This is a genomic window from Enterobacter sp. 50588862 (assembly GCF_001462935.1).
GTDB classification, from domain to species: domain Bacteria; phylum Pseudomonadota; class Gammaproteobacteria; order Enterobacterales; family Enterobacteriaceae; genus Enterobacter; species Enterobacter bugandensis.
Window position 1 is genome coordinate 42451 of sequence record NZ_LNHM01000040.1, and the last position, 25935, is coordinate 68385.

At 57.2% G+C, this 25935-nt stretch carries 24 protein-coding genes; 14 read left to right on the top strand and 10 right to left on the bottom strand.

The genetic code is table 11. From position 1 onward, the window contains the following. Positions 1-141: 141 nt before the first annotated feature. From hofQ to APT89_RS20570, 5 genes are read right to left on the bottom strand one after another with little or no spacing between them, the layout of a single operon-like run. Positions 142-1380, bottom strand: coding sequence for a DNA uptake porin HofQ (gene hofQ, locus APT89_RS20550; protein WP_041911920.1), 1239 nt, complete (start codon positions 1378-1380; stop codon positions 142-144). Then, positions 1292-1696 carry a HofP DNA utilization family protein gene (locus tag APT89_RS20555; RefSeq protein WP_041911919.1) on the bottom strand — a complete coding sequence of 135 codons (405 nt, stop codon included), beginning with the start codon at positions 1694-1696 and terminating at the stop codon, positions 1292-1294. The genes hofQ and APT89_RS20555 overlap by 89 nt, the downstream gene beginning before the upstream one ends. Continuing rightward, entirely contained in the window at positions 1686-2141 is a 456-nt protein-coding gene (locus APT89_RS20560; RefSeq protein WP_041911918.1) for a HofO family protein, read from the bottom strand. Before APT89_RS20560 ends, APT89_RS20555 begins: the two co-directional genes overlap by 11 nt. A gap of 3 nt (positions 2142-2144) precedes the next feature. Further along, on the bottom strand, positions 2145-2639 hold the full coding sequence (locus tag APT89_RS20565) for a PilN domain-containing protein (protein ID WP_041911917.1): 495 nt from the start codon (positions 2637-2639) through the stop codon (positions 2145-2147). Next, positions 2636-3412 (bottom strand): hypothetical protein, encoded by a 777-nt coding sequence (locus APT89_RS20570; RefSeq protein ID WP_045630309.1) that lies wholly within the window; start codon positions 3410-3412, stop codon positions 2636-2638. The genes APT89_RS20565 and APT89_RS20570 overlap by 4 nt, the downstream gene beginning before the upstream one ends. Before the next feature lie 120 nt (positions 3413-3532). On the opposite strand from APT89_RS20570, the gene mrcA reads away from it, so the two are divergent. Continuing rightward, positions 3533-6085: a peptidoglycan glycosyltransferase/peptidoglycan DD-transpeptidase MrcA gene (gene mrcA / locus APT89_RS20575; RefSeq protein ID WP_060573438.1), complete on the top strand. Its 2553-nt coding sequence runs from the start codon at positions 3533-3535 to the stop codon at positions 6083-6085. 79 nt (positions 6086-6164) lie between these two features. Here mrcA and nudE read toward each other — a convergent pair whose 3' ends face one another. Next, complete coding sequence (gene nudE, locus APT89_RS20580; protein ID WP_028014666.1) at positions 6165-6725, bottom strand: ADP compounds hydrolase NudE; 561 nt, start codon at positions 6723-6725, stop codon at positions 6165-6167. A 322-nt stretch (positions 6726-7047) separates the two neighbouring features. Here nudE and APT89_RS20585 point away from each other — a divergent pair, with 322 nt between their 5' ends. From APT89_RS20585 to pckA, 5 genes are all read left to right on the top strand, one after another. Next, positions 7048-9183, top strand: a complete 2136-nt coding sequence (locus APT89_RS20585) for an intracellular growth attenuator family protein (RefSeq protein WP_028014667.1) — start codon at positions 7048-7050, stop codon at positions 9181-9183. A 67-nt stretch (positions 9184-9250) separates the two neighbouring features. Beyond that, complete coding sequence (gene yrfG, locus APT89_RS20590; RefSeq protein ID WP_060573440.1) at positions 9251-9934, top strand: GMP/IMP nucleotidase; 684 nt, start codon at positions 9251-9253, stop codon at positions 9932-9934. Next, entirely contained in the window at positions 9931-10332 is a 402-nt protein-coding gene (gene hslR / locus APT89_RS20595) for a ribosome-associated heat shock protein Hsp15 (protein WP_060573442.1), read from the top strand. The genes yrfG and hslR overlap by 4 nt, the downstream gene beginning before the upstream one ends. Positions 10333-10350: 18 nt before the next feature. Then, positions 10351-11235, top strand: a complete 885-nt coding sequence (hslO, locus tag APT89_RS20600) for an Hsp33 family molecular chaperone HslO (RefSeq protein WP_161495995.1) — start codon at positions 10351-10353, stop codon at positions 11233-11235. A 356-nt stretch (positions 11236-11591) separates the two neighbouring features. Beyond that, the gene (gene pckA / locus APT89_RS20605; RefSeq protein WP_041911911.1) at positions 11592-13211 is read left to right on the top strand and encodes a phosphoenolpyruvate carboxykinase (ATP); all 1620 of its coding nucleotides are present in this window, start codon (positions 11592-11594) and stop codon (positions 13209-13211) included. Positions 13212-13301: 90 nt separating this feature from the next. Here pckA and envZ read toward each other — a convergent pair whose 3' ends face one another. Both envZ and ompR read right to left on the bottom strand, forming a co-directional pair. Further along, positions 13302-14648, bottom strand: a complete 1347-nt coding sequence (envZ, locus tag APT89_RS20610; RefSeq protein ID WP_028014672.1) for a two-component system sensor histidine kinase EnvZ — start codon at positions 14646-14648, stop codon at positions 13302-13304. Beyond that, positions 14645-15364 (bottom strand): osmolarity response regulator transcription factor OmpR, encoded by a 720-nt coding sequence (gene ompR / locus APT89_RS20615; protein WP_001157751.1) that lies wholly within the window; start codon positions 15362-15364, stop codon positions 14645-14647. Before ompR ends, envZ begins: the two co-directional genes overlap by 4 nt. Before the next feature lie 228 nt (positions 15365-15592). Here ompR and greB point away from each other — a divergent pair, with 228 nt between their 5' ends. The 5 genes from greB to feoC all read left to right on the top strand — a co-directional run bounded on the left by greB (position 15593) and on the right by feoC (position 21610). Then, positions 15593-16066 carry a transcription elongation factor GreB gene (gene greB / locus APT89_RS20620; RefSeq protein WP_014885539.1) on the top strand — a complete coding sequence of 158 codons (474 nt, stop codon included), beginning with the start codon at positions 15593-15595 and terminating at the stop codon, positions 16064-16066. An 86-nt stretch (positions 16067-16152) separates the two neighbouring features. Further along, positions 16153-18483 carry a Tex family protein gene (locus APT89_RS20625; protein WP_060573445.1) on the top strand — a complete coding sequence of 777 codons (2331 nt, stop codon included), beginning with the start codon at positions 16153-16155 and terminating at the stop codon, positions 18481-18483. Between the two features lie 301 nt (positions 18484-18784). Next, positions 18785-19012 (top strand): ferrous iron transporter A, encoded by a 228-nt coding sequence (gene feoA, locus APT89_RS20630; RefSeq protein ID WP_006177893.1) that lies wholly within the window; start codon positions 18785-18787, stop codon positions 19010-19012. Positions 19013-19042: 30 nt separating this feature from the next. Next, complete coding sequence (gene feoB, locus APT89_RS20635) at positions 19043-21361, top strand: Fe(2+) transporter permease subunit FeoB (RefSeq protein WP_060573447.1); 2319 nt, start codon at positions 19043-19045, stop codon at positions 21359-21361. Between the two features lie 12 nt (positions 21362-21373). Beyond that, positions 21374-21610, top strand: a complete 237-nt coding sequence (gene feoC / locus APT89_RS20640) for a [Fe-S]-dependent transcriptional repressor FeoC (protein WP_041911908.1) — start codon at positions 21374-21376, stop codon at positions 21608-21610. Positions 21611-21643: 33 nt separating this feature from the next. On the opposite strand, the gene APT89_RS20645 is transcribed toward feoC, so the two are convergent. Both APT89_RS20645 and bioH read right to left on the bottom strand, forming a co-directional pair. Further along, positions 21644-21913, bottom strand: coding sequence for a YdgH/BhsA/McbA-like domain containing protein (locus tag APT89_RS20645; RefSeq protein WP_028014676.1), 270 nt, complete (start codon positions 21911-21913; stop codon positions 21644-21646). Positions 21914-22024: 111 nt separating this feature from the next. Next, complete coding sequence (gene bioH / locus APT89_RS20650) at positions 22025-22798, bottom strand: pimeloyl-ACP methyl ester esterase BioH (RefSeq protein WP_041911907.1); 774 nt, start codon at positions 22796-22798, stop codon at positions 22025-22027. Positions 22799-22834: 36 nt separating this feature from the next. Here bioH and gntX point away from each other — a divergent pair, with 36 nt between their 5' ends. The 3 genes from gntX (at position 22835) to gntT (ending at position 25778) form a co-directional block, all read left to right on the top strand. Next, positions 22835-23518, top strand: a complete 684-nt coding sequence (gntX, locus tag APT89_RS20655; RefSeq protein WP_060573448.1) for a DNA utilization protein GntX — start codon at positions 22835-22837, stop codon at positions 23516-23518. A gap of 61 nt (positions 23519-23579) precedes the next feature. After that, a complete protein-coding gene (gene nfuA / locus APT89_RS20660) occupies positions 23580-24155 on the top strand; it encodes a Fe-S biogenesis protein NfuA (RefSeq protein WP_045630303.1) in 576 nt (191 codons plus the stop codon). A 306-nt stretch (positions 24156-24461) separates the two neighbouring features. After that, positions 24462-25778 (top strand): gluconate transporter, encoded by a 1317-nt coding sequence (gntT, locus tag APT89_RS20665; RefSeq protein WP_060573450.1) that lies wholly within the window; start codon positions 24462-24464, stop codon positions 25776-25778. Positions 25779-25935 lie beyond the last annotated feature (157 nt).

The window sequence follows — 25935 nt, forward strand, 5'->3', positions numbered from 1 at the left end:
TGATTAAATCACCGCGCCGGACGCATAAGGTAATAAGACGTAAGTCCAACTCAAATCGGTACTCCTTGTATGCTAATTCATGCCCCACGTCAAACATCTGCAACAATCTGAATGCAAAATCATTGCGGGGATCGTTACCCGTTAGTGAATACCGACCAGACGTGGCGTAATAAACACCACTAACTCACGCCGCTCATTATCTTTTCCATCATGGCGAAAAAGCTGTCCCAGCCAGGGGATGCTCCCAAGCCCGGGCACGCTGTCACTGCCGGTTTTGTTCTTTTGCGAGAAAATCCCCCCCAGCGCCAGCGTTTCTCCACTTTTTACCTCCACCTGGGTTTCTATCTCCTGCTTATCGATGGCAAGCGTTTCGCCATCGGCCTGCTGCAGCACCTGTCCCGGCATGTTTTCACTGATGTGTAGCTTCAGGCGCACGCGTCCACCGGGCAATACTACCGGCGTGACCTCCATTCCGAGTACCGCCTCTTTGAACTCCACCGAGGTCGCCCCGCTTTCACCGCTTGAAACCTGATACGGGATCTCACTCCCCTGCTTAATGCTGGCCGGTTGCATGTGCGAGGCCAGCAGCCGCGGGCTGGCAATGATATCGACCTGCTGTTTTTGCTCCAGCGCAGAGAGCTCCAGATCCAGCAGCCTGCCGTTAATCCGCCCGATGTTAAACCCCACATGCGTGGTAGCACTGGCCACGGAAAGATCGCTGCCAAGCGTCGTGAGCTGTCCAACCTTGCCCGCCTCAGTGGCCTCGGCAAGATTCCACTTCACCCCCAACTCTCGCAGGCTTTTTTCATTAATGGTGACAATGTGCGCCGCCAGTTCGACCTGCTCGACGGGAATATCCATCTGAGCCGCCCACTGCTGCAGCGCCTCCAGCACCGCCTGGTTATCCCTGATGAGCAGACGGTTGGTGCGTTTGTCGACAGATAAACTCCCCTTTGGGCTCAGGAGCTTTTCAGCCGCTTTTTGCAGTTCTCCGGCATCCGCATAAGAAAATGGGATGCTGTGCGAGACCAGCGGAGCATCAAGCTGTCGACGCGCTCGCTCCTGCTCTAAACGTTCCCGCTGTTCACGCTGCCAGGCCGCGGTATGGACATAATAAATACCGCCCTCCTCTCGTAAAACGAGTCCGGCGCTGGTGACTACCGTCTGTAACGCCTGCCGCCAGGGAACGCGCGTCAGGTTAAGCGAGAGCGTGCCGCCGACATCCGGCGATACCACCAGATTACGGTTCTCCTGCGCAACCAGCGCCTGTAGCACCTGAACCACCGGCACGTCATCCACCACCAGCGTGACCGGCTTTGGCGCGGCGGCCCACAGCGGGCGGCTGAACGCCAGCAGCAACAGCACTATCCTTAACTTCATTTTTATCCTTTCCTTCTCGTTGCCACGCCCATTCTTCGGGATCGCATGTGTCACCCACATCAATAACCAGTTCCGTTTCATTGATGGCCGTTATCCGCCAGCCCGCCGGGAAACGTTCGTGCTCTTTCAGACGATGCCAGCGCCGTTGCCCATCCAGCAAAATACCAACGCGCTGCTGCCCTCCCACCATTCCGCGGTAGTGCCACTGTGCCAGTTCGGCTGTGGCGCAGGGGTCGTCCGGCGGGCGAAACGGATCGCGCATGCCGGTCAACAGCAGCGCCGAGCAAACCAGCAGGTATCTCGCGCTATTTCGCATGTTCCAGCTCCAGCCTCAGGCGTAACGCCGTACTTTGTGGCGCAAGCGTGAAAGCAGCGACCCGCACATCCCGCTGCGCCAGCCGGGAAAAAAGAGGCGGGATCGCCTGCCACTGCGCCTCCAGCGCCAGTTCACCACCGTTTTGCAACGGCTTCCAGTGAAGGAGCCTTGTACCCTCCCCCTGAAAATCGAGCGGTGAAAAGGGCTTTACCTCCAGTGCCGTCCGGGTTTGCGGGCTAAACGGCACCTGACTGGCGGTGGGCCACAGCGACGCGTTAGTCCGCGCCGCCTGGCTCACCTGCTGCCGCTGATCCGCACACTGCCTCTCTGCTGGCCGGAGCAATACACCCCATGCTGTCAGGCCCATCAGGAGAATACCCAGCCCCCCGCAGACCAGCCGACACCAGGGACGACTTTCACACCAGCGTTCTAGCAAGGTCTCCACGCATTACCCCTCGCTTTTCAGGTGCAGAGTGAACATCCAGCGCCCCTGGCTATCCTGCCGGAGTTCCCCCTCAGAACCGGGCGTAAAGCCGTCTATGTGCTCCAGCCCATTACGCAAGGCAGAAAGCGCCTGCAGGGTAGTGGCATAGCCGATCAACATCAGAGCAGGAGGCTGATAACGCAGCTCTGTCAGCCATACCTGCGCAGGCATGGCCTCAGAAAGTGACTCCAGCACCGGTTGCCATGCGCGGCGCGGCGGCGTGCCCGCAGGGTTCTGCACCTCTGCGGTGGGTCGCTGTCGAGACACAAGACCACGCTGCACGGACTGCGTACCCGCCAGTTGAGCCTGTAGCGCGCGCAGCGTTACCAGATGGTTCATCCTTATGCTAAAAACGGCCATCAGCATGAGCAGCAATGCGCCGACAAATACGCCGCCCCAGAAACGCAGGCATCGCGCGCGCCGCTGCTGACGCCAGGGCAGGAGGTTGGTCACGTTCATTCAGGCACCTCGCTCATGGCCAGCGCCAGCGCGACGGTATAGTCAGCCCCGCATTCGGGAAGAGGCGCATGCCAGCGCTGCAGCATTTCCCATGGGGTTCGTTCGGCATCAAAGAACGCGATGTCATTCTGGTTAAGGGCCAGCAGCGCCGCCAGCTCAGTGACGTTTTCTGCTTCAGTGGTATAACGACGCCCCCACTGATGGCGCATAGCCCACAGCCAGTGATGCGCATCCCGCCAGGCGACGCACTGCGTCGGCGCTACCGCAGGCAGCAGGTTCGCCAGCGCGCTGGCATCCGGGGTGATGGTCGCCAGCCGCAAACGTAGCGTTTTCGCCAGATCAAGAAGCGTTTCAACCTCTTTGTTTTGTGCGGCAGTCACGTGAAACGTATTGCTGAAGGTGTCCTGGGTGTAGTCGAAACAGAGGGACTCTGTCGACATCTCCAGTTCGCGCGAAAGCGCCGCCCCCATCCACGAGAGCTGCTCGCTGTCGCGCAATGCAAGAGCCGGTCGGGGCAACGTTTTTTGCAGAGTCCGTGCAGCAGGAAAGGAGAGAAATACCCGGTGGTAGTGCGGGAGCGCTTTTCGCCAGTCGCGTAAGGCATCGGCCAGCGCTTCTGGCTGACAAATTTTGCCGTCACGAATGATGCCTTCGGCCAGAGAAATGGCCCACCAGCGGCGTAAGCACCAGCCGCCTCTCTCCCGGACCAGTGCCGTAATCAGGACCTTATCCTGTTGAATATGAACGCCCGTTTGCCATGTTTTGAAAGCCATGCTTCACGATCTCCTTATCACCCGTCGCCTTGACGGCTATATCAATGAATCAGGCTTGCCTTTATACTACCGCGCGATTGTTTAGAAACTGCCCAAGTGAAACCAAATGGGAAATCTCCGGTGAAGTTCGTAAAGTATTTATTCATCCTTGCAGTCTGTTGCATTCTGCTGGGAGCAGGCTCGATTTACGGTTTGTACAAATATATTGAGCCACAGCTACCTGATGTCGCCACGCTCCGCGATGTGCGTCTCCAGATCCCAATGCAGGTCTATAGCGCCGATGGCGAGCTGATGGCCCAGTATGGCGAGAAGCGTCGTATCCCGCTGACCTTAAACCAAATTCCCCCCGTGATGGTGAAAGCTTTTATCGCCACGGAGGACAGCCGTTTCTACGAGCACCACGGTGTCGATCCGGTCGGGATTTTCCGTGCCGCAAGCATTGCGTTGTTCTCCGGTCACGCCTCCCAGGGGGCGAGCACCATTACGCAACAGCTGGCGCGTAACTTCTTCCTCAGCCCTGAAAAGACGCTGACGCGTAAGATCAAAGAGGTGTTCCTGGCGATCCGTATTGAGCAACTGCTGAACAAGGACGAGATCCTTGAGCTGTACCTCAATAAAATCTATCTGGGCTACCGTGCCTATGGCGTGGGGGCAGCCGCGCAGGTGTACTTCGGTAAGCCTGTTGAACAGCTCACCCTAAGCGAAATGGCAACCATTGCCGGTCTGCCAAAAGCGCCGTCCACGTTTAACCCGCTTTACTCGCTCGATCGCGCTACCTCACGTCGTAATGTCGTCCTGTCACGTATGCTGAGCGAAGGCTATATCAGCCAGAGCGAGTACGACCAGGCGCGTAACGACGTCATTGACGCCAATTATCACGCCCCTGAGATCGCCTTCTCTGCCCCTTATCTGACCGAAATGGTGCGCCAGGAGATGGTGAGTCGTTATGGCGACAAGGCCTATGAAGATGGCTATCGCGTATACACCACCATTACCCGTAAAGTGCAGCAGGCGGCTCAGGACGCGGTGCGCAATAACGTGATGGACTACGATATGCGTCACGGCTATCGCGGACCGTCGAACGTGCTCTGGAAAGTGGGCGAAAGCGCATGGGACAGCAAAAAAATCACCAGCACGCTGAAAGCGCTGCCAACCTATGGTCCGCTCCTTCCAGCCGTAGTGACGCAGGCCGATCCTCAGGAAGCCGTTGCGACGCTGGCGGACGGCACGTCCGTCTCCCTGCGCATGGACGGTATTCGCTGGGCGCGTCCATACCGTTCGGACACCCTGCAGGGGCCAACGCCGCGCAAGGTGACCGACGTGGTACAGGCCGGGCAGCAGATTTGGGTGCGCAAGTCAGGCGATGCCTGGTGGCTGGCGCAGGTACCGGATGTGAACTCGGCTCTGGTCTCCATCAACCCACAGAACGGGGCGGTAATGGCGCTGGTCGGCGGGTTCGATTTCAACCAGAGCAAATTTAACCGCGCCACGCAGGCGCTGCGTCAGGTGGGTTCCAACATCAAGCCGTTCCTCTACACGGCTGCGATGGATAAGGGACTGACCCTTGCCAGCATCCTAAACGACGTGCCGATCTCCCGCTGGGATGCCGGTGCCGGTTCCGACTGGCAGCCGAAGAACTCTCCTGCGGAGTATGCCGGTCCTATTCGTCTTCGCCAGGGTCTGGGGCAGTCGAAAAACGTGGTGATGGTGCGTGCCATGCGCGCGATGGGCGTCGACTATGCGGCAGAGTACCTGCAGCGCTTCGGCTTCCCGGCGCAGAACATCGTTCGCACCGAGTCGCTGGCGCTGGGCTCAGCCTCCTTTACGCCGCTTCAGGTCGCCCGCGGATACTCGGTGATGGCCAACGGCGGCTTCCTGGTTGACCCGTACTTCATCAGCAAAATCGAGAACGACCAGGGCGGCGTGCTGTTTGAAGCGAAGCCGAAAATTGCCTGCCCTGAGTGTGATATTCCGGTTATTTACGGCAACACGCCGAAATCCGAGGTGCTCGAAAACAAGGACATGGAAGACCCTGCCGTTTCTCAGGAGCAGCCAAATATCGTCTTGCCGCAGCCGCAGTTGGAGCAGGCTAACCAGTCGCTGGTGGCGCAGACCGGCGCGCAGGAGTACGCCCCGCACGTGATCAACACGCCGCTGGCGTTCCTGATCAAGAGCGCGCTGAACACCAACATCTTCGGTGAACCCGGCTGGCAGGGTACCGGCTGGCGAGCAGGGCGCGATCTGCAGCGCCATGATATCGGCGGTAAAACCGGTACAACTAACAGCTCGAAGGATGCGTGGTTCTCCGGCTATGGGCCGGGTGTGGTGACGTCAGTCTGGATCGGTTTCGACGATCATCGCCGTGATTTAGGCCGTACCACGGCATCCGGCGCGATTAAAGATCAGATTTCCGGCTACGAAGGCGGTGCCAAAAGCGCGCAGCCGGCCTGGGATGCCTACATGAAATCCGTTCTTGAAGGCGTGCCGGAGCAGCCGCTGACGCCGCCACCGGGCGTGGTGACGGTCAATATTGACCGCAGCACCGGCCAGCTCGCTAACGGCGGTAATAGCCGTGCCGAGTATTTTATCGAAGGTACGCAGCCAACCACACAGGCGGTGCATGAGGTGGGTACAGAGATTATTGATAACGGCGAGACGCACGAGCTGTTTTAAGCATAAAAATGCCCGGTAAAAACCGGGCAAAGAATTGCAGGCCGGGTAAGGCGAAGCCGCCACCCGGCTTTTTTATGGCCTACAGCCGCCCTTGCCCCTTCAGCCACTCGCGAACCAGGAACAGCGCGCTCACGTTGCGAGCCTCGTTAAAGTCAGGGTCTTCAAGCAGATCCATCAGATGCGCCAGCGGCCAGCGAACCTGCGGCAGCGGCTCTGGTTCATCTCCCTCCAGCGATTCAGGATAGAGATCTTCAGCCACCACAATGTTCATTTTGCTGGAAAAATAGGACGGCGCCATGCTCAGTTTTTTCAGGAACGACAGTTCGTTCGCGCCAAAACCCACCTCTTCTTTCAGCTCGCGGTTTGCTGCTTCAAAGACCGTTTCACCCGGATCGATGAGCCCTTTCGAGAACCCAAGCTCGTAAGATTCCGTCCCCACGGCGTATTCGCGGATCAAAATCAGATGATCGTCGACGATAGGGACAATCATCACCGCTTCGCGCGAAGAGGGGCGCATACGCTCATAAACACGACGCACACCGTTGCTGAACTCCAGATCCACACTCTCGACGTTAAACAGGCGCGATTTGGCGACAGTTTCAACGTGCAGAATGGTGGGTTTTTGTAGTGGTTTGCTCATCTTGATGGGGTCTTAGCAGTGTGAACTGGCTTTATTGTGCGATATGCCGCACGGTTTCGGCAATGTCAATTGTTCTTTATTTACATTTATGCAACGCAGCAGGGATCAATCCTCAATTCAAAACAAATGTCAAGAGCTTGAAATGTTTCCAGGAATTTGCTGATATCGCGCCATGACAGGCTTTGCTATCATCACCGGTCACTGGGATGCGCTTTAGAATGCTCAAGTTCGACTCCATACTTGCCGATAGCCAGCCACAGACTCTCATTCAATGTAAAGGTGCTACTGACTACACCTGTAAGATAAGTAAGATGGGGAAAGCATGAGCACCATTTTGATTGTTCTCGCTGCTATGCTGGTCAGCGCATTGATTGCAGGGTGGCTGTACAGGCGACGCATACAGCGCCGTTACCGGCTGCCCTTTTTAAATGCCTTCGCGGGTGCGACAACGCGTAAACTGACGCAAGACGAGCGCGATGCAGTTGAAAACTATCTCGAAACGCTGAACCGTTCTCAGTTAACGCCTGGGCCGACGGGAGCCACGACTGCACCTGTGGCGCTTAAGCTTAACGCGCAAAGTGACACCGTGCTCTGCGTGACGCGCTCCATCACGCGCTACGGCATTACGACTGACGACCCCAACAAGTGGCGCTACTACCTGGATTCGGTTGAGGTGCATCTGCCTCCGTCCTGGGAGCAGTACATTAACGACGAAAACAGCGTTGAGCTGATTCACACCGATTCGCTGCCGCTGGTAATCTCGCTCAACGGCCATACCCTGAATGACTATCTTCACGAAGCCCCGCGCTTTGCGCTGGAACGCGCGAGTTCAACGCAGGCCTCTATTCGTGGTGAAGAGACCGAGCAGATTGAGCTGCTGAATATTCGTCAGGAGACGCATGAAGAGTACGCCCTGAGCCGTCCGGACGGTATTCGTGAAGCCATCCTGATCGTTGCCGCTTTCCTGCTCTTTTTTGTCTGCCTGCTGACGCCGGACGTCTTTGTCCCATGGCTGGCGGGTGGCGCGGTGTTGCTTCTTGCGGCCGGGCTGTGGGGGCTCTTTGCCCCGCCAGCCAAAACCTCGCTGCGGGAGATCCACTGCCTGCGTGGCACGCCAAAGCGCTGGGGCCTGTTCGGTGAGAACGATCAGGAGCATCTCAACAATATCTCACTCGGGATTATCGACCTGATCTACCCGCGCCACTGGCAACCATGGATTGCGCAGGATTTAGGGCAGAAAACCGATATTGATATCTATCTTGACCGCCACGTTGTGCGACAGGGGCGCTTCCTGTCTCTGCATGATGAAGTGAAAAATTTCCCGCTTCAGCACTGGCTCCGCAGCACGGTCATCGCCGCCGGTGCCGGGCTGGTGTTTATCATGCTGCTGCTTTTCGTGCCGCTGGATATGCCCATCAAATTTACCCTGTCGTGGATCAAAGGCGCGCAGACCATCGAGGCGACCAGCGTCAACCAGCTCGATGAAGCGGGTGTACGGGTGGGCGATACGCTGCGCCTGAAAGGCACCGGAATGTGTAATATCCATACCCCGGGGGCGTGGAACACGCGCCAGAATTCACCGTTCACGCCGTTCGACTGTTCGCAAATTATCTGGAACGACGCCCCGCCGCTGCCGCTGCCGGAATCCGAAGTGGTGAATAAAGCCACGGCGCTGACCCAGACGGTCAACCGCCAGCTGCACCCGAAACCGGACGATGATTCACGCGTCAGCCCCGCGCTGCGTTCCGCCATCCAGAAATCAGGTATGATTCTGCTGGATGATTTTGGCGACATTGTCCTGAAAACCCAGGACTTATGCTCCTCGCAGGATGAGTGCATACGCCTCAAGAACGCGCTGGTTAACCTCGGGAACAGTAAAGACTGGGACTCGCTGGTGAAACGCGCCGAGGCGGGACGACTGGATGGCGTCAACGTGCTGCTGCGTCCGGTCAGCGCGGAATCGCTTGATAACCTGGTCGCCACCTCGACATCGCCGTTTATGATGCGCGAAACCACCCGGGCGGCTCAGGCGCTCAACAGTCCGGCACCGGGCGGCTTTGTGATTGCCAGCGATGAAGGCAGCGACCTGGTCGATCAGCCTTACCCGCAGGTAGCGCTTTATGACTACCCGGCCCAGGAGCAGTGGAGCCAGTTCCAGCGTCTGGCGCAGATGCTGATGCAAACGCCGTTCAGTGCCGAAGGGATTGTCACAAGCATCTACACCGACGCCAACGGCACGCGCCATATCGGCCTGCACCGGATGCCGGACAGCGCTGGATTGTGGCGTTACATTGGCACCTCTCTGCTGATGATCGCCATGCTGATCGCCATTTTCTGGAACGGTTTTATGGCCCTGCGCCGCTACCAGCGCTCCCGCACGCGTCTGGCGGAGATCCAGCAATATTATGAGAATTGCCTCAATCCTAAGCTGATCCCCTCCTCTGAGAGCCTGATCTGATAACGTCGTTGCGCGACAAGATGTGCTACCCTGTCGCGCACGTTTCTTCTGGCTGGAGTTCCCCCCTATGCATCTTGATATCGACTGGCAGCAGGTCGACACCGTTCTGCTGGATATGGACGGCACGCTGCTCGATCTCGCCTTTGATAACTATTTCTGGCAAAAGCTGGTGCCGGAAACCTATGGTGAGCAGCAGGGTATCTCCCCGGCAGAAGCGCAGGCGTTCATTCGTTCGCAATATAGCGCGGTGCAACATACGCTAAACTGGTACTGTCTGGACTACTGGAGCGAGCGCCTCGGTTTGGATATTTGTGCCATGACCACTGCCCAGGGACCACGCGCCGTGCTGCGCGAAGATACGGTTCCCTTCCTGGACGCGCTGAAAGCAAGCGGCAAGCGCCGTATTTTGCTGACTAACGCGCATCCACATAACCTGGCCGTGAAGCTGGAGCATACGGGACTGGCGTCGCACCTTGATTTATTACTTTCCACCCACACATTTGGTTATCCGAAAGAGGATCAGCGGTTGTGGCATGCGGTGAAGGAAGAGACCGGCCTGCAGCCGGAGCGCACGCTGTTCATTGACGACAGCGAGCCTATTCTGGATTCTGCGGCAACGTTTGGCATTCGCTACTGTCTGGGCGTCACTAATCCTGACTCTGGCCTGGCTGAAAAAAGCTATCTGCGCCATCCGGGACTGAACGACTACCGCCAGATGATCCCCTCACTGGCCGTGAAGGAGACGCCATGAAAGAAAAGCCCTCAGATGGGGTAAGACTGGATAAATGGCTGTGGGCAGCCCGTTTTTATAAAACGCGCGCCCTTGCCCGTGAAATGGTTGACGGCGGTAAAGTGCATTACAACGGCCAGCGCAGCAAGCCGAGCAAGCTGGTTGAGCTGAACGCCACCTTAACGCTGCGCCAGGGCAACGACGAACGTACGGTAGTGATTAAAGCCATTACCGAACAGCGGCGGCCCGCATCGGAAGCCGTACAGCTTTACGAAGAGACGGCTGAAAGCGTTGAAAAGCGCGAGAAGACCGCGCTGGCGCGCAAAATGAATGCGCTAACCATGCCCCACCCGGACCGGCGACCGGATAAAAAAGAGCGCCGCGATCTGATGAAATTTAAACACGGTGAGAGCGAGTAACCCTCACCCGCACGAGAGATGAAAATGGCCCAACACGACCAATTACACCGCTATCTGTTTGAACAATTCGCCGTGCGCGGCGAGCTGGTCACCGTATCCGAAACCTGGAAACAGATTCTGGAAAACCACAACTACCCGCTGCCGGTGAAGACCCTGTTGGGCGAACTGCTGGTTGCCACCAGCCTGCTGACCGCAACGCTGAAGTTTGCCGGTGATATCACCGTGCAGCTGCAGGGTGACGGCCCGATGACGCTGGCGGTGATCAACGGCAATAACCAGCAGCAGATGCGCGGCGTAGCGCGCGTTCAGGGCGACGTTCCTGAAAATGCTGATCTCAAAACGCTGGTGGGCAATGGCTACCTGGTGATCACCATCTCCCCGGAGGAAGGTGAACGCTATCAGGGCGTGGTCGGTCTGGAAGGCGATACCCTGGCAGCCTGCCTGGAAGATTACTTCATGCGCTCCGAACAGCTGCCGACGCGTCTGTTCATCCGTACCGGTGAAGTGGACGGCCAGCCTGCTGCGGGCGGCATGCTGCTGCAGGTTCTGCCAGCGCAGGACGCGCAGACCAATGACTTTGAGCATCTGGCGACGCTGACCGAAACCATCAAGGCGGAAGAGCTGTTCAACCTGTCGGCGACCGACGTGCTGTGGCGTCTGTACCACGAAGAAGAAGTGACCGTGTACGATCCGCAGTCCGTGGAGTTTAAGTGCACCTGCTCGCGCGAGCGCTGCGCTGGCGCACTGAAAACTCTGCCGGATGAAGAGATCGACAGCATCATGGCTGAAGACGGCGAAATTGATATGCACTGTGACTACTGCGGTACGCACTACGTGTTCAATTCAATGGATATCGCTGAAATCCGCAATAACGCCTCTCCGGCGGATCCGCAGGTTCATTAATACGCTACCCCTCACCCTGCCCTTTCCCCTTTGCGGAGAGGGTTAGGGTGAGGGGCAAAAATCCCCCAAAAGCTGAATCGTTTTCCCTATGTAACTCTTACGTAATTTTCTTACATGTATGCGATTACATTCACATTCTCTCCGATAAAATCACCACCTCTTAACCTTTTCGGAACATTTTCCCCAACCAAAAAGCGATTCCTGCGATAATCCGCCTGCACTGTGACTGGAGTCGCAGCGTTTTCCGTTAGTAAGGGTTTTATCCAGATGCACAAATCTATGAGCCCCGTCGCGGTTAACATCCCCAGAAAAACCCTACAATTTCAGGCAGTACATATTGGCTAAGGAGCAGTGATATGCGTGTTACTGGTTTAACCCCGCAAGATCTCAAGGCTTATGGTATTCACGACGTCCAGGAAATCGTCTACAACCCCGATTACGATACGCTGTATCAGGAAGAGCTCAATCCAGCACTGGAAGGATACGAGCGCGGTGTGTTGACGAACCTTGGTGCTATCGCCGTCGATACCGGTATCTTTACCGGTCGTTCGCCGAAAGATAAGTATATCGTCCGAGACGAAACTACCCGCGATACGCTGTGGTGGGCTGACAAGGGCAAAGGGAAGAACGACAACAAACCGCTCTCCCCGGAAACCTGGCAGCATCTGAAAGGGCTCGTCACCCATCAACTTTCCGGTAAGCGTCTGTTCATTGTCGACGCTTTCTGCGGCGCTAACGCCGATACCCGCCTTTCCGTGCGTTTCATTACCGAAGTGGCCTGGCAGGCGCATTTCGTTAAGAATATGTTTATTCGTCCGACCGACGAAGAGCTGCAGGACTTCACACCTGACTTCATCGTGATGAACGGTGCGAAATGCACTAACCCACAGTGGAAAGAGCAGGGTCTGAACTCCGAAAACTTCATTGCCTTCAACCTGACCGAACGTATTCAGCTGATCGGTGGTACCTGGTATGGCGGCGAAATGAAGAAAGGGATGTTCTCGGTCATGAACTACCTGCTGCCGCTGCGCGGTATTGCCTCTATGCACTGCTCGGCGAACGTCGGCGAGAAAGGCGACGTAGCGGTGTTCTTCGGTCTTTCCGGCACCGGGAAAACCACGCTCTCCACCGATCCAAAACGCCGTCTGATTGGCGATGACGAACATGGCTGGGACGATGACGGGGTGTTTAACTTCGAAGGCGGCTGCTACGCGAAGACCATTCGCCTGTCTGAAGAGGCCGAGCCGGATATCTTCCACGCGATCCGCCGCGACGCGCTGCTGGAAAACGTCACCGTACGTGCCGACGGCTCTATCGACTTCGACGATGCGTCAAAAACCGAAAACACCCGCGTCTCTTACCCGATCTACCACATCGACAACATCGTGAAGCCGGTGTCAAAAGCGGGCCATGCCACGAAGGTGATTTTCCTGACGGCGGATGCGTTCGGCGTGCTGCCACCGGTGTCTCGCCTGACCGCCAGCCAGACGCAGTACCACTTCCTCTCTGGCTTTACCGCCAAGCTGGCGGGTACCGAGCGTGGCGTCACGGAGCCAACCCCAACCTTCTCCGCCTGCTTCGGTGCAGCCTTCCTGTCGCTTCACCCGACGCAGTACGCTGAGGTGCTGGTGAAACGCATGCAGGCATCCGGCGCGCAGGCCTACCTGGTGAATACCGGCTGGAACGGCACCGGCAAACGTATCTCTATCAAAGATACCCGCGCCATTATCGACGCCATTCTGGATGGTTCTCTGGATAACGCCGAAACCTTCACGCTGCCGATGTTCGATCTGGCCATTCCGACGGAACTGCCGGGTGTGGACACGCGTATCCTCGACCCGCGCAATACCTACGGATCGCCGGAACAGTGGCGCGAGAAGGCGGAATCGCTGGCGAAGCTGTTTATCGAGAACTTCGAGAAGTACACCGATACCCCGGCGGGCGCTGCGCTGGTGAGCGCGGGTCCGAAGCTGTAGGTAAAAGCAAAAAGGCAACGAAAGTTGCCTTTTTTAATGTTTTCTCCCTCTCCCCGTGGGAGAGGGCCGGGGTGAGGGCATCAGACCGCACTATCCCTCTTTCACCTGCCCCCGCGTCACCGGAACCGGCAACCAGGCGCGAATGCTCAACCCGCCTCGCTCGCTGGTGCCGATCTCCAGCAATCCGTTATGGTTATCCACAATACGCTGCACAATCGCCAGGCCTAAGCCCGTACCGCTGGTGCTGCGCGCGCTATCGCCGCGCACAAACGGCTGGAACAGATGCTTACGCTGCTCGGGCTTAATGCCCGGGCCGTCGTCTTCCACCTGGAACCAGGCGCGGTTGAGTTCAGACCCGCTGCTAACCTTAATCCAGCCGTTACCGTAGCGCGCCGCGTTAACCACCATATTGGCCACCGCACGCTTAATGGAAAGCGGGTGCATACGAACCTGAATTTCACCGTCCTGAAGGTCAGTATCAATTTCACGCTCATAACCACTTTCTGCGGCCACCACTTCGCCCAGCACCGCGTTCAGATCGGCCATTTCCATCGGCATCTCCTGACCGGTGCGCAGGTAGTCGATGAACTGCTCGATGATGGCGTTACACTCTTCGATGTCCTTGTTAATAGACTCGGCGAGATAACCGTCCTCTTCACCCATCATCTCCGTCGCCAGACGAATACGCGTTAGCGGGGTGCGCAGGTCATGACTGACGCCGGCCATCAGCAGCGTACGGTCATCCGCCAGCTGCTTAACGCCTGCCGCCATGTGGTTAAACGCGCGCGTTACTGAACGCACTTCAGAGGCACCATATTCACGCAGTGGAGGAGGAATAATGCCTTTACCGACCTGCAGCGCAGCGTGCTCCAGGTCGACCAGCGGTCGGTTCTGGATACGGATAAACAGCCACGCGCCGCCTATCGCCAGCAGCATAATGGCAAGGGTGTAGCGGAACAGCGGCGAGAAATCGCCCTGATGGATTTCAGTCAGCGGAACGCGTACCCAGATGTTGGGTGACAGCCAGGTTTTCAGCCAGACGACGGGCGAGCTTTTGTTGACCTCAACGCGCACTTCCGTCGGGCCACCCAGCTGTTGCGCCATCTGCTGGCTGAGGAATTCATAGTGCTGCGCCCAGCGCAGGCCAGCATCTTCCGCCGCTTCATTGGAGTAAAGCGAAATGCCCAGTTCACGGTAGATTTCACGGCGAAATGCCGGGGGAACAACCAGCTGCGTGCCGTCCTCCAGCTGCAGCTTATCGGTCATCAGCATACGCACTTCGTAGGCCAGGACCTTATTAAACTGCTGGAGGCTCGGCAGAATCGCAAAGTTCAACACCACCAGGTAGGTCGTCACCAGGCTGACGAACAGCAGGGTGACGATCAGTAAGAGGGTGCGGGCAAACGAGCTTCGCGGCGAGAAGCGCATTCGCCTCATGCTTTAGAGCCGTCCGGAACGAACACGTAGCCCAGACCCCATACGGTCTGAATATAACGAGGATGCGCCGGATCTTCTTCCACCATGCGGCGCAGGCGGGAGATCTGCACGTCGATGGAGCGTTCCATTGCGGAGTATTCGCGACCGCGCGCCAGGTTCATCAGCTTGTCGCGTGAAAGCGGCTCGCGCGGATGGCTGACCAGCGCTTTCAGTACGGCAAACTCGCCGCTGGTGAGCGGCATTGGCTCATCTTCACGGAACATCTCGCGCGTGCCGAGGTTCAGCTTGAACTTGCCGAAGGCAATCACCGCCTCTTCCTGGGACGGCGCGCCCGGCAGTTCATTCGCCTGACGGCGCAGCACGGCGCGAATGCGCGCCAGCAGCTCGCGCGGGTTAAACGGTTTTGGAATGTAGTCGTCGGCGCCGATTTCGAGGCCCACGATACGGTCAACTTCTTCGCCCTTCGCCGTCACCATGATGATCGGCATCGGGTTGCTCTGGCTGCGCAGACGGCGGCAGATAGAAAGCCCGTCTTCACCCGGCAGCATCAGGTCGAGAACCATCAGATGGAAAGATTCGCGGGTCAGCAGACGGTCCATCTGCTCAGCGTTCGCGACGCTACGAACCTGGAAGCCCTGCTCGGTCAGATAACGCTCAAGCAGCGCGCGCAGGCGCATGTCGTCATCCACGACCAGAATTTTGTAGTTTTCTTGCATTGTGTGTACTCCCAAAGGTTCGGATAGTCTTTGTAACAGCGTATTCTAAAAAAGTGCACGTATTCGACCAGTTAATTCTGGTATAAATTCTAGTCGAAATTGTTACAAAGCATATTTAACAGCAGCTTATCTGTTCATTTCATCACATAAATCATTATTAATCCTGTCTGTTACACTGTGTGGTACGTATTGTGCGCAAAACAGAGAACCGGCAGCAAAGGCAGCACCATGAAAACGCCCCTGATCACCCGCGAAGGGTACGAAAAGCTCAAAAAAGAGATGGATTACCTGTGGCGCGAAGAGCGTCCTGAAGTAACCAAAAAGGTGACCTGGGCGGCAAGCCTGGGCGATCGCAGCGAAAATGCTGATTATCAGTACAACAAGAAGCGGCTGCGCGAAATTGACCGCCGGGTACGCTATCTGACGAAGTGTCTCGAAAATCTTAAAATTGTCGATTACTCCCCGCAGCAGGAGGGCAAAGTGTTCTTCGGCGCGTGGGTGGAGATTGAAAACGACGATGGTGACACCCTGCGTTTTCGCATCGTCGGTTACGATGAAATTTTTGGTCGTAAAGATTACATCTCCATCGACTCCCCGATGGCCCGCGCGCTGCTGAAAAAGGAAGTGGGCGATTTAGCCGTCGTTCAGACCCCAGCCGGTGAAGCCAGCTGGTACGTCAATGAGATCGTCTACGTAAAATAGTCCGAGAGCGCCCTCCCCGGCTGGCATTTTGCCGTGTCAGCCCGTATAACTATCCCCTGATTTTTGACCCACAAGATGATAAAGCCATGATGAAAGATTCGCTCTGCCGCATTATTGCGGGTGAACTTCAGGCCAGAGCCGAACAGGTAGAAGCTGCCGTTCGCCTGCTTGATGAAGGGAACACCGTGCCGTTTATTGCACGTTATCGTAAGGAAGTCACAGGCGGTCTGGATGACACGCAGCTGCGTAACCTGGAGACCCGCCTGGGCTATCTGCGCGAGCTGGAAGAACGTCGTCAGGCGATCCTCAAATCCATCGGCGAACAGGGCAAGCTGACCAGCGAGCTGGAAAGCGCCATTAACGGCACCCTGAGCAAAACCGAACTCGAAGATCTCTATCTGCCGTACAAACCGAAGCGCCGTACCCGCGGGCAGATTGCGATTGAGGCGGGCCTTGAGCCGCTGGCAGAGCTGCTGTGGAATGAGCCATCTCACGACCCGGAAACCGAAGCGGCGAAATTCGTCGACGCCGACAAAGGTGTCACTGACACCAAGGCCGCTCTGGACGGCGCGCGCTACATTCTGATGGAGCGCTTCGCGGAAGATGCCGCCCTGCTGGCCAAAGTGCGTGATTATCTGTGGAAGAACGCGCATATCGTTTCCACCGTGGTGACCGGCAAAGAGGAAGAAGGCGCGAAGTTCCGCGACTACTTCGATCACCACGAACCGATTTCGACCACCCCGTCTCACCGCGCGCTGGCGATGTTCCGCGGCCGCAACGAAGGCGTGCTCCAGCTCTCCCTGAACGCCGACCCGCAGTTTGACGAGCCGCCGAAAGAGAGCCACTGCGAGCAGATTATCATCGACCATCTCGGCCTGCGCCTGAACAACGCCCCGGCGGACAGCTGGCGCAAAGGCGTGGTGAGCTGGACCTGGCGCATCAAGGTGCTGATGCACCTGGAAACCGAGCTGATGGGCACCGTGCGCGAGCGCGCGGAAGACGAAGCGATCAACGTCTTCGCCCGTAACCTGCATGACCTGCTGATGGCCGCTCCTGCGGGCCTGCGCGCCACCATGGGGCTCGATCCGGGCCTGCGTACCGGCGTGAAGGTGGCGGTCGTTGACGGCACCGGCAAGCTGGTCGCCACCGATACCATTTACCCGCACACCGGCCAGGCAGCGAAAGCCGCCGTCGTGGTGGCGGCGCTGTGCGAGAAGTACAACGTGGAGCTGGTTGCCATCGGTAACGGCACCGCATCACGCGAAACCGAGCGTTTCTACCTCGACGTGCAAAAGCAGTTCCCGAAAGTGACGGCACAGAAAGTGATCGTCAGCGAAGCGGGCGCATCGGTCTATTCCGCCTCTGAGCTGGCGGCGCAGGAATTCCCTGACCTGGACGTTTCCCTGCGCGGCGCGGTCTCCATCGCCCGTCGTCTGCAGGATCCGCTGGCGGAGCTGGTGAAGATCGATCCGAAATCCATCGGCGTGGGCCAGTATCAGCACGACGTGAGCCAGACGCAGCTGGCGCGCAAGCTGGACGCGGTCGTGGAAGACTGCGTAAACGCCGTCGGCGTGGATCTGAACACCGCCTCCGTTCCCCTGCTGACCCGCGTGGCGGGCTTAACCCGCATGATGGCGCAGAACATCGTCGCCTGGCGCGATGAGAACGGCCAGTTCCAGAACCGTCAGCAGCTGCTGAAAGTGAGCCGTCTGGGGCCGAAAGCGTTTGAGCAGTGCGCGGGCTTCCTGCGCATCAACCACGGCGATAACCCGTTGGATGCCTCTACCGTTCACCCGGAAGCGTATCCAGTGGTGGAACGCATCCTGGCCGCCACCCAGCAGGCGCTGAAGGATCTCATGGGCGACAGCAGCGCTCTGCGTAACCTGAAAGCCGTTGATTTCACCGACGACAAATTTGGTGTACCAACCGTTACCGACATTATCAAAGAGCTGGAAAAACCGGGCCGCGATCCGCGTCCTGAATTCAAAACGGCGACCTTTGCTGACGGCATCGAGACCATGAACGATCTCCTGCCGGGCATGGTGCTGGAAGGCGCGGTGACTAACGTCACCAACTTCGGCGCGTTTGTGGATATCGGCGTGCACCAGGACGGTCTGGTGCATATCTCTTCCCTTGCCGACAAGTTCGTTGAAGACCCGCACACCGTGGTCAAAGCGGGCGACATCGTGAAGGTGAAAGTGCTGGAGGTGGATCTGCAGCGCAAGCGTATCGCCCTGACCATGCGTCTGGATGAGCAGCCGGGCGATATCAGCGCGCGCCGTGGCGGCAACGGCGGAGGCCGCGAGCAGCAGCGTCCGGCCACGAAAGCCACAAAACCGCGCGGGCGTGACGCGCAGCCTGCGGGCAACAGCGCGATGATGGACGCGCTGGCGGCGGCGATGGGTAAGAAACGCTAAGGTACCCCCCCTCACCCTAACCCTCTCCCCAAAAGGGAGAGGGCCGGGATGAGGGGAATAAAATTCTCTCGAAATATATGAAACCGATTGCACACCCATATTTAAACCGCTATTTATCACTCCATTAACAAATACGCTTTTTATTCCTTCCCGGGTAATTCTGCAAATATTGAGCAAGGTCAATCAGACCGCAAATTAATACGATTAACAACATCCCGTCACATTTTTATTATTGCTGATAAAAACTATTCTCATTATCATCGCAGTGTAGATTATTTAACCTCTCGTGGAATCAGGCATTATGCAATTCACTCCAGACAGTGCATGGAAAATTACCGGTTTTACCCGCGAAATTAGCCCGGCCTATCGGCAGAAGCTGCTGTCACTTGGCATGCTGCCCGGCTCATCATTCCAGGTCGTGCGTGTGGCGCCGTTGGGCGATCCTGTTCATATCGAAACCCGGCGCGTAAATCTGGTTCTGCGCAAAAAAGACCTCGCATTAATTGAAGTTGAATCTTTATCCCGTTAACAAGCCAGCGGTTTCGGTGGGTCTAATACAATGAAAAAATTAACTATTGGCTTAATTGGCAATCCTAATTCCGGCAAGACAACCTTATTTAATCAGTTAACCGGCGCGCGCCAGCGCGTGGGAAATTGGGCAGGCGTAACGGTTGAACGTAAAGAAGGCCAGTTCGCGACAACGGACAATCAGGTCACCCTGGTTGACCTTCCCGGCACCTACTCCTTAACCACGATTTCATCCCAGACTTCGCTCGATGAGCAAATTGCCTGCCACTACATTCTTGGCGGCGACGCGGATCTGCTGATCAACGTGGTCGACGCTTCGAACCTCGAGCGAAACCTTTACCTGACGCTACAGCTGCTGGAGCTGGGGATCCCCTGCATCGTGGCGCTCAACATGCTCGACATTGCGGAAAAACAAAAGCTGCGCATCGACGTCGATGCGCTCTCCGCGCGCCTGGGCTGTCCGGTGGTTCCGCTGGTCTCGACCCGCGCTCGCGGTATCGACGCCCTTAAGCTGGCGATTGACCGCCACGCGGGAAACCGCGACGTTGAGCTGGTGCATTACGCCCAGCCGCTGCTGCGCGAAGCCGAACGGCTGGCGCAGGAGATGGACAGCAGCATGCCTGCAAAACAGCGGCTGTGGCTCGGCCTGCAGATGCTGGAAGGGGATATCTACAGCCGCGCCTATGCCGGACATGCGGCGGATAAGCTGGACGTGGCCCTCGCCCGTCTCAGCGACGAACTGGACGATCCGGCGCTGCACATCGCCGATGCGCGTTATCAGGCCATTGCGTCAATTTGCGACGTGGTCAGCAACGCCCTTACCGCAGAGCCCAGCCGCTTCACGGCGGCGGTGGATAAGATTGTGCTCAACCGTTTCCTCGGTTTGCCCATCTTCCTGCTGGTGATGTACGTGATGTTCCTGCTCGCGATTAACATCGGTGGCGCGCTGCAGCCGATTTTTGACGCCGGTTCTGTCGCGGTCTTCGTACACGGTATTCAGTGGGTAGGTTACACCCTGCACTTCCCGGAATGGCTGACCATCTTCCTTGCCCAGGGGATTGGCGGCGGTATCAACACCGTGCTGCCGCTGGTACCGCAGATCGGCATGATGTATCTGTTCCTCTCGTTCCTCGAAGATTCCGGCTACATGGCGCGCGCCGCCTTCGTGATGGACCGCCTGATGCAGGCGCTGGGGCTGCCGGGCAAATCGTTCGTTCCGCTGATCGTCGGCTTCGGCTGTAACGTGCCGTCGGTAATGGGCGCGCGCACCCTGGATGCACCGCGTGAACGACTGATGACCATTATGATGGCGCCGTTTATGTCCTGCGGCGCGCGTCTGGCAATCTTTGCCGTCTTCGCGGCAGCCTTCTTTGGCCAGCAGGGCGCGCTGGCGGTCTTCTCGCTGTACGTGCTGGGCATCGTGATGGCGATCCTGACCGGCTTAATGCTCAAGCACACCATCATGCGCGGTGAAGCGTCACCGTTTGTAATGGAGCTTCCGGTCTATCACGTCCCGCATCTGAAAAGCCTGGCGATCCAGACCTGGCAGCGCCTGAAAGGCTTTGTGCTGCGCGCCGGTAAGGTGATTGTTATTGTCAGTATTTTCCTGAGCGCGCTGAACAGCTTCACCCTCACCGGTCAGGCGGCAGATAACATCAACGACTCTGCCCTCGCCTCCGTCAGCCGCGTCATCACGCCGGTCTTCAAACCGATTGGCGTACAGGAGGATAACTGGCAGGCGACCGTGGGCCTGTTCACCGGTGCGATGGCAAAAGAGGTGGTCGTCGGGACCCTGAACACGCTCTACACCGCAGAGAACATTCAGGAGCAGGAATTTAACCCGGCGGAGTTTCACCTCGGTGACGAACTGCTGGGTGCCTTAGAGGAGACCTGGCAGAGCCTGAAAGACACCTTCAGCCTGAGCGTGCTGGCTAACCCGATTGAGGCCAGCAAAGGCGACGGCGAAATGGCGACCGGTGCCATGGGCGTGATGGGCGAGAAGTTTGGCAGCGCGTCCGCAGCCTACAGCTACCTGATCTTCGTTCTGCTCTATATTCCGTGCATCTCGGTGATGGGGGCGATTGCCCGTGAGTCCAGCCGCGGCTGGATGGGCTTCTCCATTCTGTGGGGGCTGAATATCGCCTACTCGCTGGCGACGCTGTTTTACCAGACCGTTAACTTCAGCCAGCATCCGCGCTACAGCCTGGTCAGCATCCTGGCGGTCATCCTGTTTAACGTGATTGTGATTGGCCTGCTGCGCCGGGCGCGAAGCCGCGTTGATATCAACCTGCTGGCGACGCGTAAAACCCCGGCCACCTGCTGCAACAGCCCGGCTGACGACTGTCACTAAGGGGAAAAACAGATGGCATCGTTGATTCAGGTTCGTGACTTACTGGCATTGCAGGGACGCATGGAGGCAAAACAGCTCAGCCTTAGCCTGCATACGCCGCAGCCGATGATCGATGCCATGCTGGAGCGCCTGGAAGCCATGGGTAAAGCCGTGCGGATTCAGGAAGAAGCGGAGGGTTGCCTCTCCGGCAGTTGTAAAAGCTGTCCGGAAGGAAAGGCCTGTCTCAGGGAGTGGTGGGCACTGCGCTAATAAAGCCGGGCATTGCTGCCCGGTTTTATCGTATTACTTATAGACATCCGCAGTAGCGCGTACGTTTTTGGTCTGTTTTTCTGCGCTGGTGACGACGAAGTATGTCCCGCCCAGCTCATCCGCTTTCTTCGACAGCTCTTTTCTTGCATCCATCGGCGCGGTGGTGTCAGACGTAGAAATCTCACCAATTTTCGTCAAATTCATCCCGGCAACTTTATCTTTTTCCAGCTCTTTTGCCGCAAAAACGCCAAATGACAGTGACCCAATAACCAGAGAAGTGACAATACCTGTAACAAGTTTCATAGCCTGACTCTCCATAGGATTGTTGTTTTGATCATCGTAGGCAGAACAACCGCAACGACATCTGGAGTATGGTTGCGGTGTGTAACTTTTTCCAGGCTGGATAGAAAATAATCAGTCTAAACGTTGACTTAACGCAACCAACGCTGAACAAAACTCCGTCGGATGAGAGATAAACGGCGCATGCGCGGCTTTTGCTATGACCTGTGATTCGCTGTCCGGCCAGAGGGAATCCAGAAGTGGGACCACTTTGCGCGGCACCAGCCCGTCGAGATAGCCATAGATGCGCAGGTGCGGCATGCTCAGCCCAGCCAGCGGCTCGCGCAGATCGGCCGTTTTCAGGATCTCCAGACCGCCGTTAAGCACCTCAACGTCCGGCATCGGCAGGGAGAGCACCACCTGCTTTAACGCTCTGGCATCCTGACGCGCGGTTTCGGTGCCCATTGTCTGCAAGGCGAGGAATCGCTCGACGGTCCGCTGGAAATCGTCGCTCAGCTGCTGCTGGAAGCCCGCCAGAACGTCAGGTTTGATGCCGGGCCACGCCTCTTGCGCGCTAAAGCATGGCGACGAGGCCACGGTGACCAGCGCCCTAACGCGCTCGGGCCAGGAGAGCGCAATCTGGCTTGCCACCAGCCCGCCCAGACTCCAGCCCAGCCAGATGGCATTTTGCGGCGCGGCGTCTATAACGTGCTGCGCCATTTCATCAAGCGACATCGCGTCAAAACCACGGCTGCGACCATAGCCCGGCAGATCAACCAGATGTAACGTAAATTGCGAGGCAAGTTCCTCGCTTATGCAATGCCACACTTCCGCATTCAGGCCCCATCCGTGCAGCAGCACAAGATGGCAATTTCCTGTCCCTACGGTCTGCCACCACAGCGTCTTCATCAGTTACTGTTCTCTTTTTTCACATGGAGGTTGCACATGCTAACAGTGCCTGGCTTGTGCTGGCTATGCAAAATGCCGCTTGCCCTCAGCGCGTGGGGCGTCTGTTCCGTCTGCACGCGTTCGCTGGAAAGTCGTATCACAACCTGCCCGCAATGTGGTTTACCGGCGGCGAACCGCGATTTGCCCTGCGGCCGCTGCCTGAAAAAATCCCCGCCGTGGAGCGCGCTGGTGGCCGTGGATGATTATGTTCCGCCGCTGAGCGGGCTTATTCACGCCCTGAAGTTTTCCGGCCAGAGTTCGCTGGCGCAGCCCCTTGCCCGCCTGCTTTTACTGGCCGTTTTACAGGCGCGACGAACCCGCGCTTTGCCGAAAATCGACATGGTGATGAATGTCCCCTTATACCGACGCCGGCACTGGCGGCGCGGCTATAATCAAAGCGACCTGCTCTGCCGACCGCTCGCCCGGTGGCTGGGTTGTCGCTACGATGCCAGCGCGATTACCCGCGTTCATGCCACCGCCATCCAGCATCAGCTCAACGCCAGGCTTCGCAAAAGGAACCTGAAAAACGCCTTTCGCCTTGAATTGCCGGTCCACGGCCTCCATATCGCCATCGTGGATGACGTCGTCACCACAGGCAGTACCGTTGCTGAACTTTCCCGACTGCTTTTGCAAAGCGGCGCCGCGTCGGTTCAGGTATGGTGTCTGTGCCGTACCTTGTAGCCCTTCTTCAATGGGCGTATGATTATACCCAGGTAATTTAGTCAACTATTAGGCCAAAGCTATGATCCGTATTTCCGATTCTGCACAAGCGCACTTTGCCAAACTGCTGGCAAATCAGGAAGAAGGGACGCAGATCCGCGTGTTTGTGATCAATCCAGGCACTCCGAATGCAGAATGTGGTGTCTCTTATTGTCCTCCGGACGCTGTGGAATCAACTGACACTGCCCTTAAATTTGAACAGCTCACCGCTTACGTCGATGAACTGAGCGCGCCGTATCTTGAAGATGCGGAAATCGACTTTGTCACCGACCAGCTGGGTTCTCAGCTGACCCTGAAAGCGCCAAACGCCAAAATGCGTAAAGTCTCTGACGATGCGCCACTGATGGAGCGCGTTGAGTATCTGCTGCAGTCCCAGATCAACCCACAACTGGCCGGCCACGGCGGTCGCGTTTCCCTGATGGAAATCACGGAAGACGGCCTGGCGATCCTGCAGTTTGGCGGCGGCTGTAACGGTTGCTCCATGGTCGACGTGACCCTGAAAGAAGGGATCGAGAAGCAGCTGCTGAACGAATTCCCGGAACTGAAAGGCGTGCGCGACCTGACAGAGCACCAGCGCGGCGAGCACTCTTACTACTAATTCAGTACCCGTCTGTATTGCCCGGTAGCGCTGCGCTTACCGGGCCTGACTCCCTTGCCTTCCCCCTCTATATGTTGACCTGCGTCTCATAATTCAAATTTTGCCTCACCGGGTGATTCTCAACCACGATATGTTACCCGTATCATTCTCGTGGGCACTCAACACCCTTATAACAGCCGACTAAACTTAACTGTTTCGCAGGCATCAGTATGAGTGCCGTTAACCACTCTGTTCCCAGTTGGGACAACCGGAATTTGTCGTTGAAACAATGACGTTACCCATAACAATTCAAAGGCCAGGTAAATCATGCCATTAGTCATCGTTGCTATCGGTGTTGTGTTATTACTGCTCTTGATGATCCGCTTCAAAATGAACGGATTTATCGCTCTGGTTCTGGTGGCACTTGCAGTCGGTCTGATGCAGGGGATGCCGCTGGTTAAAGTTATCAGCTCTATCAAATCCGGTGTCGGCGGCACGCTCGGCAGCCTGGCACTGATCATGGGCTTCGGCGCCATGCTCGGTAAAATGCTGGCGGACTGCGGGGGCGCGCAGCGTATTGCCACCACGCTTATCGAAAAGTTTGGCAAGAAGAACATCCAGTGGGCGGTGGTGTTAACCGGTTTTACCGTCGGTTTCGCGCTGTTCTATGAAGTGGGCTTCGTGCTGATGCTGCCGCTGGTGTTCACCATCGCCGCCGCGGCCAACATCCCGCTGCTGTTCGTGGGTGTGCCAATGGCTGCTGCGCTGTCCGTGACCCACGGCTTCCTGCCGCCGCACCCGGGTCCAACCGCCATCGCCACCATCTTCCACGCCGATATGGGTAAAACCCTGCTGTTCGGTACGATTCTGGCGATCCCGACCGTAATTCTGGCAGGCCCGGTATATGCCCGTTTTCTGAAAGGCATTGATAAGCCTATTCCGGAAGGTCTGTACAGCGCCAAAACCTTCACTGAAGAAGAGATGCCAGGCTTTGGCGTCAGCGTCTGGACCTCACTGGTACCGGTGATCCTGATGGCGATGCGCGCCGTGGCGGAGATGATCCTGCCGAAAGGCCACGCTTTCCTGGCCGTTGCCGAGTTCCTCGGCGACCCGGTGATGGCAACGCTGATTGCGGTATTGATTGCGATGTTCACCTTCGGCCTGAACCGTGGCCGCTCTATGGATCAGATCAACGACACGCTGACCTCGTCCATCAAAATCATTGCCATGATGCTGCTGATTATCGGCGGTGGCGGTGCGTTCAAGCAGGTGCTGGTCGACAGCGGCGTGGACAAATACATCGCTTCCATGATGCATGAAACCAATATCTCTCCAATCCTGATGGCGTGGTCTATTGCTGCCGTGCTGCGTATCGCGCTGGGTTCTGCAACCGTTGCGGCGATTACAGCGGGCGGTATCGTTGCGCCGCTGATTGCTACCACGGGCGTCAGCCCTGAGCTGATGGTAATCGCGGTAGGCTCCGGCAGCGTGATTTTCTCTCACGTGAACGATCCGGGCTTCTGGCTGTTCAAGGAGTACTTCAACCTGACCATCGGTGAGACCATCAAGTCCTGGTCAATGCTGGAAACCATTATTTCGGTCTGCGGCCTGGTAGGGTGTCTGCTGTTGAATATGGCTCTCTGACTCTCCTGCTCGATCGGTTCCCTCTCCCCTTTGGGGTGTACGGTCCGGGGACATAGTGAACACTTGTTCGGGGACATGGTAGACACTTACAACTGAGGCATAAGAACCCGTCTATGGAGTCGCTTATGCCCTGGGATGCGAGAGATACCATGTCATT